Source organism: Nostoc sp. FACHB-110 (assembly GCF_014697425.1).
Classification (GTDB): Bacteria; Cyanobacteriota; Cyanobacteriia; order Cyanobacteriales; family Nostocaceae; genus Nostoc_B.
In genome coordinates this window covers 132,933-151,433 of the sequence record NZ_JACJRU010000008.1, presented here as the reverse complement: position 1 = coordinate 151,433, position 18,501 = coordinate 132,933, and the positions used below count along the sequence as shown (strand labels likewise).

The 18,501-nt window shown below is 40.6% G+C and carries 15 protein-coding genes, 1 tRNA gene and 1 pseudogene; 8 read left to right on the top strand and 9 right to left on the bottom strand.

Annotated features, from left to right (window positions below; genetic code table 11):
* Positions 1-78: 78 nt before the first annotated feature.
* The 5 genes from tilS to H6G69_RS10655 all read right to left on the bottom strand — a co-directional run bounded on the left by tilS (position 79) and on the right by H6G69_RS10655 (position 5,539).
* Positions 79-1,059, bottom strand: a complete 981-nt coding sequence (tilS, locus tag H6G69_RS10675) for a tRNA lysidine(34) synthetase TilS (protein ID WP_190685682.1) — start codon at positions 1,057-1,059, stop codon at positions 79-81.
* A gap of 279 nt (positions 1,060-1,338) precedes the next feature.
* Positions 1,339-2,400, bottom strand: a complete 1,062-nt coding sequence (gene ccsB, locus H6G69_RS10670; protein ID WP_190685679.1) for a c-type cytochrome biogenesis protein CcsB — start codon at positions 2,398-2,400, stop codon at positions 1,339-1,341.
* A gap of 179 nt (positions 2,401-2,579) precedes the next feature.
* Complete coding sequence (locus H6G69_RS10665) at positions 2,580-4,307, bottom strand: DUF3352 domain-containing protein (protein WP_190685676.1); 1,728 nt, start codon at positions 4,305-4,307, stop codon at positions 2,580-2,582.
* Between the two features lie 397 nt (positions 4,308-4,704).
* On the bottom strand, positions 4,705-5,334 hold the full coding sequence (locus tag H6G69_RS10660; RefSeq protein ID WP_190685673.1) for a chorismate lyase: 630 nt from the start codon (positions 5,332-5,334) through the stop codon (positions 4,705-4,707).
* 124 nt (positions 5,335-5,458) lie between these two features.
* Positions 5,459-5,539: transfer RNA gene (locus H6G69_RS10655), tRNA-Leu, on the bottom strand.
* Positions 5,540-5,951: 412 nt separating this feature from the next.
* Between H6G69_RS10655 and accC the strand changes: the two genes are divergently transcribed.
* Positions 5,952-7,295, top strand: a complete 1,344-nt coding sequence (gene accC / locus H6G69_RS10650; RefSeq protein ID WP_190685670.1) for an acetyl-CoA carboxylase biotin carboxylase subunit — start codon at positions 5,952-5,954, stop codon at positions 7,293-7,295.
* Positions 7,296-7,438: 143 nt separating this feature from the next.
* On the opposite strand, the pseudogene H6G69_RS10645 reads toward accC, so the two are convergent.
* Positions 7,439-7,666: pseudogene (locus H6G69_RS10645) on the bottom strand (tyrosine-type recombinase/integrase); the annotation flags it as partial.
* 176 nt (positions 7,667-7,842) lie between these two features.
* Here H6G69_RS10645 and H6G69_RS10640 point away from each other — a divergent pair.
* Complete coding sequence (locus H6G69_RS10640) at positions 7,843-8,199, top strand: hypothetical protein (RefSeq protein WP_190685667.1); 357 nt, start codon at positions 7,843-7,845, stop codon at positions 8,197-8,199.
* A gap of 486 nt (positions 8,200-8,685) precedes the next feature.
* On the opposite strand, the gene H6G69_RS10635 is transcribed toward H6G69_RS10640, so the two are convergent.
* Positions 8,686-8,979 (bottom strand): YggT family protein, encoded by a 294-nt coding sequence (locus H6G69_RS10635; protein ID WP_190685820.1) that lies wholly within the window; start codon positions 8,977-8,979, stop codon positions 8,686-8,688.
* Between the two features lie 325 nt (positions 8,980-9,304).
* On the opposite strand from H6G69_RS10635, the gene psbX reads away from it, so the two are divergent.
* The 4 genes from psbX to H6G69_RS10615 all read left to right on the top strand — a co-directional run bounded on the left by psbX (position 9,305) and on the right by H6G69_RS10615 (position 11,764).
* Complete coding sequence (gene psbX, locus H6G69_RS10630; protein WP_190685664.1) at positions 9,305-9,424, top strand: photosystem II reaction center X protein; 120 nt, start codon at positions 9,305-9,307, stop codon at positions 9,422-9,424.
* 255 nt (positions 9,425-9,679) lie between these two features.
* Positions 9,680-10,588, top strand: coding sequence for a Ycf66 family protein (locus tag H6G69_RS10625; protein WP_190685661.1), 909 nt, complete (start codon positions 9,680-9,682; stop codon positions 10,586-10,588).
* Between the two features lie 51 nt (positions 10,589-10,639).
* Positions 10,640-11,203: a PD40 domain-containing protein gene (locus H6G69_RS10620; protein ID WP_190685658.1), complete on the top strand. Its 564-nt coding sequence runs from the start codon at positions 10,640-10,642 to the stop codon at positions 11,201-11,203.
* A 33-nt stretch (positions 11,204-11,236) separates the two neighbouring features.
* Complete coding sequence (locus H6G69_RS10615; protein ID WP_190685655.1) at positions 11,237-11,764, top strand: PD40 domain-containing protein; 528 nt, start codon at positions 11,237-11,239, stop codon at positions 11,762-11,764.
* Positions 11,765-11,808: 44 nt separating this feature from the next.
* Here H6G69_RS10615 and H6G69_RS10610 read toward each other — a convergent pair whose 3' ends face one another.
* On the bottom strand, positions 11,809-12,810 hold the full coding sequence (locus H6G69_RS10610) for a succinate dehydrogenase/fumarate reductase iron-sulfur subunit (RefSeq protein WP_190685652.1): 1,002 nt from the start codon (positions 12,808-12,810) through the stop codon (positions 11,809-11,811).
* A gap of 1,426 nt (positions 12,811-14,236) precedes the next feature.
* Here H6G69_RS10610 and H6G69_RS10605 point away from each other — a divergent pair.
* Together H6G69_RS10605 and H6G69_RS10600 are read left to right on the top strand one after the other, a co-directional pair.
* Complete coding sequence (locus H6G69_RS10605; protein WP_190685649.1) at positions 14,237-14,677, top strand: AbrB family transcriptional regulator; 441 nt, start codon at positions 14,237-14,239, stop codon at positions 14,675-14,677.
* 184 nt (positions 14,678-14,861) lie between these two features.
* Positions 14,862-15,731 (top strand): CPBP family intramembrane glutamic endopeptidase, encoded by an 870-nt coding sequence (locus H6G69_RS10600; protein WP_313950557.1) that lies wholly within the window; start codon positions 14,862-14,864, stop codon positions 15,729-15,731.
* On the opposite strand, the gene H6G69_RS10595 is transcribed toward H6G69_RS10600, so the two are convergent.
* Positions 15,724-18,438 carry an HD family phosphohydrolase gene (locus H6G69_RS10595; protein ID WP_190685817.1) on the bottom strand — a complete coding sequence of 905 codons (2,715 nt, stop codon included), beginning with the start codon at positions 18,436-18,438 and terminating at the stop codon, positions 15,724-15,726. The two genes, H6G69_RS10600 and H6G69_RS10595, sit on opposite strands and share 8 nt — an antisense overlap.
* Positions 18,439-18,501 lie beyond the last annotated feature (63 nt).

Here is an 18,501-nt window from a genome sequence, read left to right as displayed (position 1 = left end):
AAGTATGAAGTCTGAAGTATGAAGTCTGAAGTCTGAAGTATGAAGTCTGAAGTCTGAAGTGGGAAAATATTTTAGGCTTCATACTTTATCTATGATTAAAATCCAATCCTCTTGGACTTGAGCGATCGCACCACCAGGAAAGGGATCGGTTTGCGAACGATTTGGAGCTATAATTAGAGCCGTTAATTTTTCAATGTGATCAAAATTAGGTGCATCTGGCAAAATTTCTAGCAGCACCTGTCGCATTACCCGCCGTTGTAAAGCTAACGGTGCTTTTTTTAATATCTGACGATTTAATTTAACAAAATCTTGATTTCCCATCATTGCTTCTGCTCGCAATTGCTGGGCTGCTTGTTCCAAATATTCCACATCAGCTTGCAAAAGTTCTGCTGTTTGGGCTAAAGTTGATTCTACTTTGGGGTTAAAGTTGGTTTGCAAATAGGGAATTACTTCTTGACGGATGCGGTTGCGGGCATATTTGATATCTTGATTGGTAGCATCTTCCCAAATAGGTAATTGAAAATCTTGGCAAAATTGCCCAGTTTCTTGACGAGTAATTTCTAAAAGTGGACGCACTAACGTAGTTTTTTCAGATAGAGGACGTTGCCAAGTTAAAGCTTGTAAACCGTCAGCACCAGTCCCACGCATTAAGTTATAAAGTAGAGTTTCGGCGCGATCGCTGGCTGTGTGTCCAGTAACTATATATTGATAGTTATACTGTTGTGCGATCGCATTTAAAGCCTGATATCGCCAATTTCTCGCTTTCTCTTCACTATTTACAGGTTCTTTGGCAGTTTCTAAATAAAAATCTACACCCCAATTTTTTGCTAACTTTTCTACATGATAAGCGTTAGCTTGGGAGTCATCTCGCCAGCAATGATCGCAGTGAGCAATACTTAAATGCCATGACCATTTGGCTTGTAAATCTAATAGTAATTTAATTAAACATAGAGAGTCTTGTCCACCAGAAACAGCAACTAATAGGCGTTGGTTATGTTTAAATAATTGGCGCGCTCTAATAGTGCGATGGATTTTTGCGTGTAGAGGAGTCCATACCATTTTGCATAAATATTTTTTTTCTTATGCTAAAACGCAAAGAACAGTACCTAAATCCAGACTGTTCAGTCAGTTTCATAATTCAAAATCAATTTCAAGATACCCCTCTCCTTGAGCAAAACTGTGTTATTGGTGCTTGGTGTAGGGTGTGGGGGGAAGAGAAAGCTATGGTTTGTACACCCTGCCTCGTAGCCAACTAGGTTCAAGCCCCCATTGATTTTCCCCTACACCCCACACCCAACCCCCCACACCCTATTGTTGACTGAAGAGGGGATCACGCTATTAAAAAAACCAACCGTAAGAATGTAAACCTTTACCTAAAAGATTTACACCCAGATAACAAATCCAAACTACTACAAAACCACTGGCGGCTAAAATTGCGGGGCGGCGACCTTGCCAACCGCGAGTAATTCTAGCGTGGAGGTAAGCGGCAAAAACTAACCATGTAATTAATGCCCAGGTTTCTTTTGGGTCCCAACTCCAATAAGAACCCCAAGCTTCATTTGCCCAAACTGCACCGGCAATAATGCCAATTGTCAGCAAGGGAAAACCTAAGCCAATGATGCGGTAGCTGATGTTATCTAAAGTTTCGGCAAGACCCAAGCGTTGAGGAGATAGGGGTTCGGCTTGGGTGGAGGTTTCTGGTTGTGGGTTGGTTACTAAATTTAAAACCGCAGTACTACCATTACCATTGCTAGGGTTGGTTTCAAAACGGTGAGCAAAACCATTATTTTCTACAGGTGGTGTTGCTGGTTGTGTAACTAGTTCGCCTGCTTTGTGTAAGCGGTAGCCATTACTGCGATAGCCACCAGTTCCGACAGAACTACCTTGAAGTTGAATATTTTGACCGCGAGTTACAACCAAAAAAGCGATCGCTAATACTGAACCTACCATTAAAGCTGAATAGCTCAACATCATCACGCTGACGTGCATCATCAGCCAGTTAGATTTTAAGGCAGGTACTAGTGGTTCTGCTGCTTGCATATCTGATGGTAAAGTCAAAGCAGCAAAAGCCGTAATCCCCATTGCCACCGGAGTCGTAAACACTCCCACCAAACGGCTACGGCTACCATTTTCAGCAATTAAATGCACGGCTGTAATTCCCCAAGCTAAGAAGAATAAAGATTCATACAAGTTACTGAGGGGAAAATAACCTGCTTCTATCCATCTTGCACCGAGAAGAGTGGCAATGCAAAGATTGGCGATCGCCATTCCTGCTGTTCCTAAAGCAGCCATCGCTGGGAGACTTGGAAAAGCTGCTCCTACCCAATAAACCAATAGGGTGACAAATAGGACAGCAAAGGAGGCATTGTCGAGCCAATTCTGGAGTAAAACCAGATTCATAAAACGTTCTCCCAAGTTGATTCTTGAAAATTTTGATTTTGACTGTTTTGATCCTATCTGTTTATAGGTTAAGGATAAATAGATAAATCAAAGGTATATAAAAATAGACACAATAACACGGAGAAAAATAAACATTTTTCTCCATTGCAATTAAATTTGTGTAAAGTTAGCGGTTTGAACTACTTAATGTTGGGATTGGTAGTTGAATTATTTAAAGCATTTGATTCGCTTGCTTTTTTAAGGGAGAGAAAAATATCATAGCGCGTACTGTGACTATCACTCACAGCTGTTGTTACACCAATTGAACGAGTTGCTTCGAGAAAAGTTTTTTGTTTTGGAAACAGAGTATTTAGTGTAAAGTTATTAACCATCCGTTCCACATCTATGAAAAATTGACCATTGGTGGAATTGGTTTGAGTTGCAACTGTTTGTTGATATGAAAGATTACTTGCCAGAGTTTTACTAGGTTTGGGAACAATTTTGTCGGTGACAGGCGCGCCTAAGACTAAAAAAGCGACATCATTATCTAACCAGCCGTGACTGGCTGTTAAAGTCCCAAAAGGCCCAATCCAATTCACCACAGGTTGTCCGGCAACGGTTCCTGGTTGAATTTGGAATTGATATTGAGTTTTGATGACATCATCCAGCCTTTGAAGGGAGGATTCAGCTAATTTGCGATCGCTTACCTTCACCATAAACACTAACCCGGCTCTAAAATCTCCTGAGGTGTTGTTTTTTGGTGTGTTGGGAATCAAAGAAACAGCAAATTCTCCTTTCATCCAACTGAGCAAATCTCTTTCCATGTCCAGATTTGTCAGGGACTTGACGCTACTCCGCAGTTGATCTGGTGATACAGGTGAAAGTGGATTTCCTTGGGATGTTAAAACATAGTCTCCCCAAAGCCTTTGCAAATTACTACCAGATAACATCATCAAGGTTTCTGCTGGCATCCGTTCTTGCATATCTTCGCTTGTGCTATCTAGTGATAGTAGGCGTTGGCTTTGCGGCTTGAGCCAAGAAATACCTTTTAAACGTATGCCTTCTGCCTCTAAAGTAATGGTTCCTGCTAAACCTTGATTGTTTTGCAGTTGTGTTAATACTTGCGCTGGTAAGCGGCGATTAGGAGCAGTAGTAGCAATTTTGGCAGCTGTGGGTACATTCACATAAAACTGAGCAAAAGGTTGATTTTCCGATATTTTCGGAAAATTATCCGCAAAACCCCCAACTGTTGCTAGAGATGTTTTATTTTTATAAGCATTGATCGCTCGTTCTGTGGCTTGAGGATTATCAGTAATTACTAAAAAACGACCATCTAGTAAGGTGGCTGAAAGCTTTGTTCCGACTTGTCCTTGGGTTTGTTTGATCGTAATTCCCTGATAGGTGCGGTCAATCCACTGGCCTGTTTTTAAACTTTTGGGTTGAGCTAAGACTTTCTGCGCCATTTCCTGGTTTTTGACTGGTAAAACCATCACCACTGATTGTTGAGTGTTATCAGTGGCAACTGGCTTGGTAGTTTGATTAGGTTCTGGAGCTAAAATAGCAAAGGTGATTTTTTCATCTACCCAAGGTTTAATATCTTGCTCAAAGTTATAACCATTACTAGTAAGAAAGCGATCGCGTAACTGTAATAAATTTTTCTGTAATTCTGCTTGGGATGCTTTAGTACCAAACTGCTGTAATTTTTGCCATTGTTGGGTATCTGTGGTTAAAGAAACTGCAAATAAAGCATCATCGGGAATAATATTTGCCCCTACTAACAAATTTTGCGAAAATAAGTGTCCTTGGTTTAACAACCGATAGGCAACACCCCCACCAACAATTAATAACCCAGTAGCTGAGAGCGTCAATGCCAGAGACGGTTTCTGTTTTCTTCTTTTCATTGGAACAGACACAATAGGCAGCGCCATTGAAACCAATACCTCATACTTGCTAATTCATTACTTGCTTGGTTAAGTCAACTCAAGCTTGTCCCATTCTTGTGGGCAGTGCGGCAATATATTTCTCTACTCTAAACTTTTGATAATCCTACGACGATCGAGTTTAGCTATATAAAAGTAGTGCTTTTGTTAGTTAACCTTTTTAGCACGCTTTGTTTTATTTGGCAGGAAAGTTTTGGCATCAGAGATAAATCTTTCCAAGCATTCTGAGGATATAACTAACTGCAAAAAGCTGCAAGTCATCAGTAATCTGTAACTTTAATTACTGATATAATGTTAGATTTGTTGAATTAAATTCTCGAAAATTTAGCTTTAAATAGCAAAATCAATAATTCATAGAATTAGGATTAGCGATCGCAGCTTAATTTTATACTTTGCCATTAGCAGAACTTAGCTGCATCGGCCCCAAATATTTAGTTAAATAAGGTGAAAAAACCTCATAAATCAAAGTTAGAGGCTGACCATGATGCCAAAACAAGTAGTGACGACCCCAAAATGGCCCAGACACATCAAAGCCCGATTCTAAGGCTACTGAATTGCCATAGTAAATTCCGCGCACATCCCGATACAATTCAGTACGTAAACGCGCCAAACTTGCCCAAATTGGCAATGAACGATTTTGTAAATACTCATCTACATGGCTAGCTTCCCACCACGATGTAGCATAAGCCAATCTCTGACCCGAAGCAGTCCGCAACCACACTTGCCGCCGCAATCTGGGGCCAGGTACTGCTTGAATTAAATCGGGTGCATCATCTGAATCCATCCCAATCAATGACATATCTATCACATCCACTTCAGTTCGCTCACCCGTCAGCAATTCTAAATGCCTAGTTGGAGAACCGTCACCTAACATTAGCAATTGCCAAGCTGGTGCTAACTGCGTGTGTGGCAAACTTTGTTGCACAATTTCCTCTCCCCCTTGCCAAATCGGATTGAGGCGATGCCAAGCTGATGGCGTTTTTGAGTTGTTTGTCAGAGTAAAAGTTACAGTCAATGTTCTTTACAAAAGTTCATCTATCTCTATAAAAGCAAAAAAAAAGTCAAAAGTTAATAGTCAACCGTTTTGGGCTTTGTACCTTCAACTGTTGACTATTGACAATTGACTATTCACAAAAAAATGCGGATGGCGAGACTCGAACTCGCAAGGCAAAGCCACACGCACCTCAAGCGTGCGCGTATACCAATTCCGCCACATCCGCGAGAGTTCACTGAATGACTAATATAGCACAAAAAAGTGATTATAGTAAGGTAATATTTAATTTTGCAAAATTTACCAAAAATTTAGATGAACATATTCACAAATTTCCCGAAGGTGGATATCAGACTAACAGAAATGTAATAGCGCCACAAGTGATATTAAAAGGGTATAGCTACTATTAAGGATGCTCTGCACTCAATCAAGCCTAGGACGGGAAACTGACAAAAGACAGGCAAATGTGATGTTGTTAGTCCAGTAAAGACCCGTAGAGGCTCCAGCAAAGAGCGTATATGCACGGCTCACTATTGGTTTTGGGGAAAGTCTCATCTTAATTTGTCACAAGTAAAAGCTCTGGTGCAAGTTAGATAAGAGAAAATGTCAATCTACTGGTACTAAAATATCGACGCTAGAACATGAAGTTTGACAAAATATTAATTGCTAATCGGGGAGAAATTGCTCTGCGTATTCTCCGCGCCTGTGAAGAAATGGGAATTGCGACAGTTGCAGTTCACTCCACCGTTGACCGGAACGCTCTCCATGTTCAACTCGCTGATGAAGCAGTTTGCATTGGTGAATCCGCCAGCAGTAAAAGCTATTTAAATATTCCCAATATTATTGCTGCCGCTTTAACGCGTAATGCTACAGCCATTCATCCTGGTTATGGCTTTTTATCAGAAAATGCTAAGTTCGCCGAAATCTGTGCCGACCATCATATTGCTTTTATTGGCCCAACTCCAGAAGCAATTCGCTTGATGGGAGATAAATCCACAGCCAAAGAAACAATGCAAAAAGCTGGAGTACCCACAGTACCTGGTAGCGATGGTTTGGTAGAGTCAGACCAGGAAGGACTAGCACTAGCTAAAGAAATTGGCTACCCAGTAATGATTAAAGCTACTGCTGGGGGTGGTGGGCGTGGGATGCGTTTGGTTCGTTCAGAAGATGAATTTACTAAACTTTTCTTGGCCGCCCAAGGGGAAGCAGGCGCAGCCTTTGGGAATTCTGGTGTTTATATCGAAAAATTTATTGAACGTCCCCGCCATATCGAATTTCAAATTTTGGCAGATAACTACGGTAATGTTATCCACTTAGGCGAACGGGATTGTTCAATTCAACGCCGTAACCAAAAATTATTAGAAGAAGCTCCTAGCCCGGCACTTGACCCTGACCTACGCGAGAAAATGGGACAAGCTGCTGTCAAAGCTGCCCAATTTATTAACTTTACAGGGGCAGGGACAATTGAGTTTCTCTTAGATCGGTCTGGTAAGTTCTACTTTATGGAAATGAATACCCGCATTCAAGTAGAACATCCTGTAACCGAGATGATTACTGGCGTGGATTTAGTAGCTGAACAAATTCGGGTGGCTCAAGGCGAAAGGTTAAAGCTGACTCAAGACCAAGTAGTTTTGCGTGGTCATGCTATAGAGTGCCGCATCAACGCCGAAGACCCTGATCATGATTTTCGTCCAGCCCCAGGACGGATTAGTGGTTATCTTCCCCCTGGCGGCCCTGGTGTGCGAATTGATTCCCACGTTTACACCGATTACCAAATTCCACCCTACTACGATTCTTTAATCGGCAAATTAATTGTTTGGGGGCCAGACCGTGCCACTGCTATTAACCGGATGAAGCGCGCTCTCAGGGAGTGTGCTATTACAGGGCTACCTACAACTATTGGTTTTCATCAAAGAATTATGGAAAACCCACAGTTCTTACAAGGGAATGTTTACACCAATTTCATTCAAGAGATGAAACTTTAAGGAATCAGGAAGTAGAACGGTAAAGGGAAAGCGTAAAAGGCTGAGAAATATTTGAATTTTCAGCTAAATACCTGTCCCTTTCCTGAGCCTGTACTTAGGTTAATTTAAATTAATCGTAAATCCCATTAAATAAAGAATCCTGGTTAATCAAGGGGACTACGAACAGCCTTACCACCACGGTGAAGTACATGGATATAAATCATTGTAGTTTTCACATCCTTGTGTCCAAGTAATTCCTGTACTGTGCGGATGTCATAGCCATTTTGTAATAAATGGGTAGCAAAACTGTGGCGAAACGTATGACAACTCACCTTTTTTTGAACACCAGCTTGACAAACCGCCTGTTCTAAAGCTTTTTGCAAACTACTTTGTTATCTGTTAATTTCAGAGTTTTTTCAATTTCACGGTCTATTGGTATTAGGTAAACAATCTAGAGGCATCATTAGGAGAATAGTTCAGGATTAAGCTGGTAGCCTCTCCAAAAGTTAGGGAATACTGACTGGCAGGAAGCATAAATCAATGTTGATTTTTGGAGTGAGGTTTACAAATGTCGCAAAAAAGTAAGCAAAGTATCGATGAAAGGTTTGAATCCCTGTTAGATTGGCTCAAAGGCAGAATTGAGAGTCTTGAGCAAGATTACTTACAAGAGAATGTCATAGAGGCAACATCAGAAGAACTATTTGATCTTGAGAGTTTTTCCTCAAGAAAAGATATTGTTAAGAAGAAATTGTCAAAATATATTGAGATTAAAAATGAGATTGAGTTTTGCATTGCCCTGAGAAAGCAAGTAACTCAGGAATATGGCGACTATCTAAAATCGCAAGGTCAGCAGGTACATCGCAGACCTTCATTAGGTAATCACGATTTAGATAGTATTCCTGATCCCAATCTCTGGGAGGAGTGAAGCTATACGTAAAACTTGAAGATTGGTAACGTTGACAGCGGTACAAAACTTCGGTTGCAGCAAAATTTTTTAGTGTTATCGCTAATTCCGTAATCACGGATGTGTATAGGCTACACTCGGCTTTGTAGCGATCGCCCTTCCTATACGATTGATAATTATGCGATCGCATCATGCCCTATTCCCTAGCTAACTCGTGTCAGCAGTTGGGACAGTAGTTGGAAGTTACTTGCGGGGTAATCACAATCAAAATTACTTGGTATGGTAGCTGTAACGACAATTTGTAACTACAATTGATTATTGTAACTGTCGTTCAGTTATGGAATATGAATGGGATGAAGCAAAACGTCTTGCTAATCTTCGTAAACACGGCATCGATTTTATCGATATTCCAACCGTAATCCGTTCCGTTCTTCTGTGTGCAGAGAGCGATCGCCCCAAGCATGATAAAGTTGGTGACGGAAGTGCGATCGCATCATACGCTATTCTCTAGCTGACATGAGACATCATGGTAATTAACCCTTGCTGACCTAGCAGGATTTCCCGCAACAGACTGAAAATACCTACCCAAATAATCGGTGTAATATCTACGCCACCAATTGGCGGTACTAGCTTACGCAAAGGGATTAAAAATGGCTCAGTCGGCCAAGCGATGAGATTAAAGGGCAACTTATTTAAATCTACTTGCGGATACCAAGTAAGAATAATGCGGAAAATAAACAGAAATGTCATTAGCCCCAACAAAGGGCCGAGAATCCAAATGGCCAAGTTAACGCCAGTCATCATTTTTAGCTACTATCTTTAAACAAAGAAAATTCTTCAGACGAAAGTGAGAAAATTTTAAGCTTTGTAAAGCTTTCTCTATATATATTTTATTTCAAATGCCAGTTCTGAATAACACAGAAGCAATATTGCTTGTAAATATTAGGATATTTAAAGGTTTTAGCGAAAAAACATCCGCCTAGTTTCAAGAAATACGGCGACTAACATACTAGCCTCCAGTCTCTAGCCTCTATCCCCTGGCTTTACATCTGATATTCAGATACTTCTCAAGAAACTGCTACACCATTAGAATTATGATGAAGTATGTAAAAAAAGGTTGAGAACAATGACACCATCTTTAGCAAATTTTCTTTGGAGCCTACTTTGGGGTACATTGATTGTCGTTATCCCTGCTACTGTTGGCCTAATTTTCATTAGCCAAAAAGATAAAATTCAACGTTCATAATCCTTTGGTGGGTCATTACGGCTCATACAATGATTGTCTGTCAGCTATTTACCTAATTGCATAACAGCAAACAACCCTCCTAGTGGGGATAAGGTATACTTAGCTGACAGATATAAATTTTTTGGCTGGTGATTAATAAACAGCTTTAGGTTTTCATTGCCAAAAGCTTGGAAGCTTCAATATATTGTGATTAATTAAAGTAGTGATTTTAATTGTGACTCGCTAACATAGATTGTGATATTGGGATAAAGAACAATGCTAAATTTAGGGCTGAACTCAGCCAGTGTTCTGGCTCAGGTCAACGTAGGGACAAACTCAGCCAGTATTCTCGGAATTTTCCTGGCTGTGGCTGGGGCAGCACTGTATTTTTTGCGGACTGTACGCCCAGAACTGTCACGAGATCAAGATATCTTTTTTGCTGCTGTTGGTCTACTCTGTGGTTTTATTTTGATTTTCCAAGGCTGGCGTTTAGACCCCATTCTGCAATTTGGGCAGTTACTTTTGGTGGGGACAACTGTGTTTTTTGCAGTTGAGAGTATTCGTCTGCGGAGTATTGCTACTCAGCAAGCTAAACGTAACACGCCAATTGTAGATCGGGAGCGAGAGGTCAGCGATAACTATTCCTATAAGAGACGCAGAGACTATGAGGCTGAAGTAGAAGACGAGTACGAGCCATTACCTTATGACGAAGAAGAACCTCCTGTACGCCCCAGAATTCGGGGTAGCAGAGATGAACGCTCCACTCGTGATGACTACTACGAGGATCAACCACCCCGTCGTTCAACTCGCCGCACTAGCAATGAACGCACAGAAACTACTGATAAAAATCGTCGCCGCACTTCTGGGCGTTCAACCAGCCGTCCTGTGGAAAAATATGAAGATGAAGGAAGTTGGGGTTCTTCATCTCCTAGGCAGGTTGATGATTGGGAAAGTTCTAGTGATGAGACAAGAAAACCTTCTCGTCGTAGTAATGGTACTCCGCGCCCTGAAAGCCGTGAAGATGATGTTAATCCCAGACCGAGAAAACGCCGTCCTCCCGCAGAAACAACTTCTCGCAGAGACAGTGCGGATGATGATGTAATTCCGGCTGATTATGTCCCATATAAGCCAATTGATTCTTCTGATGATGAATCGAATAATTCGACAAATTTTGATGATGTATAAAATTGTTGGGATAGATGTAAGCTAGAGGCGATGTAAAAAACAGCAGTTGAGGTGAAAAAATTTACCCCTACTTTTTGGCTCCAAAGACCAATTCATTGGAGCCTGGTTTTTAGCTTAACAGGCTTGCTTGTTTCTTGTGGTTCGAGTGATATTCCTTTTGGGCCTACTTCTCTCAATAGCCGCTACACCGAAGAACAACCGGCTTTGAGTGGAAATGGGCGCTTTTTAGCATTTGTATCAAATCGTAACGGTAGTCACCAATTATTGGTGTATGACTTACAACAGCAAATATTTGTGAGGATACCAGGTTTAAATAGACCAGAGACGATCGCCGAAAGTCCAAGTTTAAGCTACACCGGGCGTTATATTGTTTATTTAACTAGTGACCAAGGCAGACCAGTAGTCGCATTTTACGATCGCGCTACCCAAACATCCCAAGTTCTCACGCCTGTCTATCGCGGCTGGGTGCGAAATCCTGGTATTAGCCCTGACGGACGTTATGTTGTGTTTGAAACTGCTAGTCGTGGTCAATGGGATATTGAGGTTTTAGACCGTGGCCCCAATGTTGAATTAGATATTCCTAATGGTGCAACGGTAGATGCGCCACCTAATTAAGTGTGAAGTATGAAGTGTGAAATCTTTTGACAAATGACCAAACGCACTATTTTTATTCCTATATTTGCTTGCTGTAGTTTGCTGAGTGGTTGTTTTGGTTATCCCCGATTGGTGAGTTATCCTTTCGATCCGGGAGGACGAAGTATTAATAGTTTGGCTTCAGAATTAAATCCCCAAATTTCTGGGAGATATATTGTGTTTACTAGCGATCGCCGAGGTAGTCAAGATGTTTATATGTTTGATACCCTGACACGTAATTTAATTGATTTACCGGGTTTAAATTCACTAGATACGATCGCCTCTCACCCTAGTGTTTCCCAAGATGGCCGTTATGTTGTGTTTGCAGCGAGTCGTCAGGGGCGCTCGGCGATTTTTTTATATGACCGAGAAACCCGCCAATCACGCAATTTAACCAATAATTTAGCAGCAGAAGTGCGTAATCCTACTATTAGTGCTGATGGTAGTAGGATTGCGTTTGAATCGAGTAATAACGGGCAGTGGGATATTTTAGTTTACGACCGTTTTGGGCGACCTTTAGATATACCCCAAGACCCCAGATGAAATAAAGTATGAAGTCTCAAGTGTGAAGTCTGAAATTTTAGCCTTCATACTTCTTTAGTTTGTTGTACAGATTCGATGAGAGATCGCACTTGTTCTGTCCCTTCGGAAGGTTCAAAAGACAAGGGGAATTTACCTCTGGCGAGCATTCTTAAGCCTAAAGGTGTGATGCTGAGTAATCCTTTGAGATCACGAAAATAATTACCGACAACTTGTAAACCAAATTGGCGTTCATCAATCCAACCACCTTCTTTGACTAGTTCGACTAAAACTTTGCGGTGACGAATTGAACGAGAATCTGTTTTTTCTTTGTGAGTCAGAATTTCTTGTTTAATTTTAGTAATCTGTTCTAAAGGGGCGACTTCCATTGGACAAACTGCATCGCAATATAAACAACGAGTACAACCCCACACGCCCTTAGTACCTTCGTTGTAATTTTCTAAGCGATTTTCTTTCTTACTATCACGAGAATCTGCCACCATTCGATAAGCTTTGGCTAAAGCATGGGGGCCGACAAAATCTGGATTAACTTCGCGGGCATTACATTCTGAATAGCAAGCACCGCACATAATACAATTACCAGTTTGATCGAGGAGCGATCGCTCTTGTGGTGTTTGTAAAAATTCTCGTTCGGGAACTTGCCTGGCTGCTGTGCTGACATAAGGTGCAACTGCCTCTAGATTATTCCAAAAACTGCTCATATCTACCACTAAATCTTTAATCACAGGCATATTACCCAAAGGTGCAACTGTGATTTCTGGAGGAGAATTTGCTGTGTTTGTTGAAGATTGTATTGCTTGTAATCTGGCAATTTCGCTGCCAATATTTTCTTTACAAGCTAAAGCCGAACGCCCATTGATTCTGACTGCACAACTGCCACAAATAGTATTGCGGCAATTTTTCCGAAATGCTAATGTGCCATCTTGCTCCCATTTAATTCGGTTGAGACAGTCGAGGATGGTATTGCCTGGTTCTACCTCTAAACTGTAAGTTTTGATTACAGGAGTAGAATTTTGTTGCTGCCGAATCACCTTAAAAATAATTTCCATGACCACTAACCAAAGTCTTAAAATTGCTTTACCAGCCTGATAAATCTTGAGTAAAGGCTGGTAAGTCTAAAAATTGAGCTATACTTTTGTGGCTCTTAATTCACTGCTAGGTGTTAATAAGCTGATGAACCAAGAGCTACGGATTCTTGTTCAAGGATAACTATTAAAATTTTAGTTGGATTAGCAACTTGGTCAAGATTTATGTTAAGCTCTGAGCTTTACTATATAACAAGCGATCGCATCTGAGTCGGCGATTTTCTTGTTTAGGACTGAAAATAAAAATATTTTTCCTGGTAAAGACTCAACTTAATTTCTAGTCTCGATAGAATATCCCCAGTAAATATACTTTAGACGCTTAATACATCTTTATAACAACATACACCAGAGTCAAGACTGCCTGATTGGAGAAATATCAGAAATCTTGATAAAACGTTAGTCATTTGCTGATATGGATGTGTTTAAGCTGATAATAAACTTCTAACGCTGAGGATAAACCAGCTTACAGAAGTGTCACATATTTATTCTTCCTAAAGACATATACTCAAAAACTAGTTGTCTAGTGATGGCACGCGACAATCACCAGCTAGGTTTAACATCGCACTATTTTTGTCTGGGGTCAAACTCTAATATTAAAGAATATCTCTGATTCTTCAAAACTGCCGTTCTAAATTTAGATAAATTTTTATAAAAGCAAGCCAGCAATGCTCAAGCTAGCTAATAAAGCAGCAAGGATTTTCCTTACTGCTTTTTGCGTCATTGAGCTAGATGATTTAAATAAAAATTTGCTTGCAAGTTAAATTCAAAATTAAACAACTATTTTGCTATTATTAGTCCATGCTAGTATTTAATATACAATTACGAAGTAACAAAACCAATCTTGATCGCCGTATAAGCGCGGTTACTATTGCTTTGTATTTTCGTAATGTAGAGACAAGAAATTTCACGTCTCTACTACTGGGACAAAAGGATGTAGTTCTCAGTCCATATTCAAATACTATGCTGTCTTCAGCTTACGAGGAAGAGTAGGTAAAGCCTACAACTCAAGGGCAATAAAGGCTAGCACTGAAAGTGGAAAACCTGCAATTTCTTGGGTCTACTACATTATTGAGAGTAGAAACAACCTCATTTGTAAAGGTGGCTTAAAGTTACACCGCTACAGTAGTGCCAAAAGAAAAAATAATTTCGTTTTCAATGGCGAATCACGCTTAAAAGTGCCGTAAAATCACCAAAATAAATACCTGTGACAAGCCTGACTCTAATCTGTTGCAGGTAATCCTAATATAGGCGCTTGTGGCTCCTCGACTAGCAGGAATTCATCCTTGAACCCAGTATTTTGAGTACCTTGGTGTAGATACTCAAAATTGAAATACTGGCATCAGACAACATTGTTTATCAGTTTGGAGAGAGTAAGGAAAAATTGAGCGTAATGACTGAAACTGCAACCGCACCATTAACTGGAAAAGCGCTGCTTGCTAAAGTAAAAGAACTTTCTAATTTACCAAGAAGAGAAAGAGCAAAGCAGTGTGGCTATTACACCGTTACTAAAAATAATCAAGTACGCGTCAATCTTACCGATTTTTATGACGCGTTGCTATCGGCTAGAGGAATTCCTTTAAGTCCAGAAGCACCGAAAGATGGCCGTGGCCGCGAACCGACATATAGGGTTAGCGTTCATCAAAATGGTCAAATTGTCATTGGTGCAACTTACACCAAGGCAATGGGTTTAAAACCTGGGGATGAGTTTGAAATTAGACTGGGATACAAGCATATTCATCTAATTCAACTAGGTGAAAGTGATAAAAAAGGCATTTCCCCAGATGACCTAGATGAGATAGATGAAGATTTAGACGAGGAAGAAGAAGAGTAATTGAAAATTGGTAGGGAAAAGTTGCAGTTAAAGCCTGTACTACTTATCCCTACTCACAAAACAAAGAACTCTTAGCCAAATGCTTGATTAATAAAAAGATACGATTAGATCAAGTTGCTAAAGTTACAAGTTTTAGCAACGTCTTGACAAAAAACTTAAAAATCTATTGTGCAAGCAGTCTAACGTGTTTTTTTTATCTATTTGGACAAATTTTTTTCAGCCATCAGTCAACACATCGCTGTCATTTCTAGAAAATGCTTCAGTTTCAGTTGTCTTGATGGCATTTTTTATAAGTTGGGTAGGATGTTGGATACCTATAGCCGCAATATTGGCTTTTGTACTGCATTGGCAACCAACTAAATCTCTGCAACCAGAACAAAAGTTACCTTTAATTGTTTCACTTTACTTATTAGCTCCCCTGGTTCTTTGGGGGGTTGTTTTGTTATGCCAACGGTCTTGGAGTGAATATGGCTTAATAGCTAATCTTTCTCTACTCAGTGGTTTAGGATGGGGTTTTGGTTTGGGGTTGTTGAGCCTAACTTTGTTGTTGGCAGTGCAATTTTGGTTGGGTTGGTATGATTTTGTTTGGTCTAATCTCAAATTACTGCCATCTATCTCACTGCCGATTTTATTAGTAGCGTTATTAGTCGGTGGGGTAGAAGAGTTAATTTTTCGAGGTTTTCTCTTATCTGAATTAGAGCGAGATTATCCAGTTTGGGTAGCTGCAACAATTTCTAGTTTGATTTTTGCTGTGTTGCACTTGGTGTGGGAACAGCAGGAAACTTTACCACAGCTACCAGGGCTATGGCTGATGGGTATGATGCTAGTGATGGCGAGAATCGCAGACAACGGCAATTTGGGTATTGCTTGGGGTTTACACGCAGCTTTAGTTTGGACGATCGCTAGTATAGATACAGCCCAACTAATTACTTACACAGGTAAAGTCTCCGAGTGGGTGACTGGTAAGTATAAAAAACCCCTGGCTGGTGTAGCCGGAATCATTTGTGTTTTAGGAACAATCTTAATGCTTTGGGGCTTATCACAATTTATTTAATGATTTTTTCGTTACTAGTCTTTAACTTGGGATAAGCGATGCGCTTGTGATTAGATTGCTGCCAAACTTCGACAAAAATCTCTGCAATTTGCGACATTTCATCTCGTGTTAAACCGGAGTCTACGAGTTGATTGTCTTGCCATCTGGCGCGGAGAATATTATTCAACGTAGTTAAAGCTTGTTCGGGTGTAACATCTTTAAGCGAGCGCAATGCAGCTTCGCAAGCATCTGCTAACATCACAATCCCCGTTTCTCTTGACTGGGGAATCGGGCCATCATAGCGAAAATCTGCTTCATCGACTTTCACACTGGGGTCGGCTTGGGCTTGCTGCTGCGCTTGATGATAAAAATAAGCAATCAGCATTGTCCCTTGATGTTCGGGAATAAAAGCTTGAATGGCTGTCGGTAATAAATGTTTGCGAGCCATGACTAACCCTTCGCTGACGTGCCTTTTGATAATTTTTGCACTCTTCCAAGGGTCTTGAATTTCTGTTTCGTGTTTATTTGGCCCACCCATTTGATTTTCAATAAATCCCAAAGGATCGTGCATTTTCCCAATATCGTGGTAAAGAGTACCAGCCCTGACGAGTTCCACATTGCACCCTATTTTTTTAGCCGCCGCCTCTGCCAGGGTAGCCACAAATAAAGTGTGTTGGAATGTTCCTGGGGTTTGTGTGGCGAGTTTTTTTAATAAAGGGCGATTGGGATTTGCTAGTTCAGCTAATCGAATGGGCGTAACCAAATCAAATAATTTTTCGAGATAGGGACTGATACCCAAAGCAACAATACTCCAAGCCAAACCTGATAGAGCAAATACACCTGCTTCTTGAAAGACGATGTACCAACTACCGCCAAATGCTGCCCCCATTAAAAGACTCAAAATCAAGTAAACACTGCCTTGGGTAGCGGCAACAGCGACACCTAATAGTGCTAATTCTTCACGCGATCGCAGTCTTTGGGCAGTACAGCTAGCTAATATCCCCCCGGCTGTCCCAGCGATCAAGACAATCTTACTAATTTCTAAACTTGTGGGTATGGTGAGTAACAACAAGCCTACAACTGTTGTACCTAATGTAGGCCCGTAAAAGCTACCTAACAATAAACCAACAGCACTCCAACTAGTGTGAATTATCCCCATTGCGATCGCCCCGGGGGTACTCAGTGCTAGCAGTAAGACTAACAGGCGATCTCGTTGTCGCAACGGGTACTTAATGCGTTTTTCTACCCAAATAAAAATCCCAATTGCGCCAGTCACTAAGACTGCTAACCTTCCTAAAGCTTGCCAGTTATTTTCTCGCCGAATGAGTTGATAATGTTCTAGTACATCAAACTGCCAAGCAGTAATCTTTTGACCTTTTTGAACAATTACCTCTCCTCGTTTGACTGACACCATCACAGGTGAAACACCTTTTTCTGCTTGTTCTGCTTGTTGTTGAGTTTTTGCTTGATCTTTTTTTAAATTCGGTTGTAGAACTGCCAATAACAGCTTATTTGCCAACGCTTCTGCATCATTTGGCACAACTGTTTGAACATGGCGATTGACAGCATTTTGTAAAATCTCCGGCGGTAATCCTTCTGGGATACCTTGGGTCAGGATGCGATCGGCAATTTGGCTAATTTCTGTGTGCGTTTTTGCCCAATCATCATCTGATAAATCTAAAATTACAGGTTCTTTGTAAACTGTTTCTGGATTATTACTTTCTAAATCTAAAAGTTGCGCTTTGGCTTGGGAATAAGCTTGGCGGACTTGAGATATTTGCTCTAATAAAGAACTTAAATTCTCTACTGAGGTACTCATCCGGTAAGTATTGAGTTCTGCTACTGCTTGTTTGAAACTATTGGTTTGCGGCACTTCTACAGATTGAACTGCTCCTGATGACCAAGGTGACATCACATTTACCGAATCGATGTTCGGTGAAGGTGAATTTTTTTCGGGAATAGTTGAATGCTTTGATAAGGGAAATAACGGCAGGTATTGAGAAGTATGATTTTTTCTAAATTCTTCTTGTACAGCCTGTTGTTGAGGAAGATTTGTTTTGCTTTTAGGTAAAAGTCCTAATTTTTGTTTGCTACTATTTTCTAACGCTAATAATATGGCTTGCCATTCTAAATCAGAGCAAGCCCGTAAATATTGCTGGGTATTTAACGATAAAACTGAGATGTCAAAAAAAGGAAAAGACCCTGCAGTATTACGAAGTTCATTACCCTGGGCGAGAATTTTTTGCAAACTTTGTTTAATCTTCTCTGTTGTTTGAGTATCGATCATTAAGACTGTGACCGAACTTTTGCTCACAGCTTTACGTTGGGCTTCAGTTTGTTTTTTATCTTCAATACTGCTAGCGTAAGGTGCTTTAAAAGTTTGCGGGGCGCGAGTTCCTGTTTGCAGTTGGGGTTGATTATATAATTTATGCCCTAGTACCCCAGTTAAAGATACGATTGCGATCGCAAATAACACTGAGGAACGTTTCTTATATATCCAGCCTAAAACGACTGCATGAACTCCACCATGAGTATTAACCGATTTTGCCATTGATCTGGATACCGTTGCTCGTTTGGGGTGTTTGCTGTCGTGAGGATTTTTGAACAAAAACAGCAGTGAATTGCTGAGAATTTTTTTAGCCAAGAAATGTTCTGAGCGGCCTAATATGTAGTGTCGCCAGTAAGTAAATTTTTGAGTTAAAGACCGACAAAATCGCTGCTTTTTCATCACCTCTGGTTGCTTACTTTGATAGCTCAAAACAAGACAATCCTCAAAAGTCAAGCTTTAGTT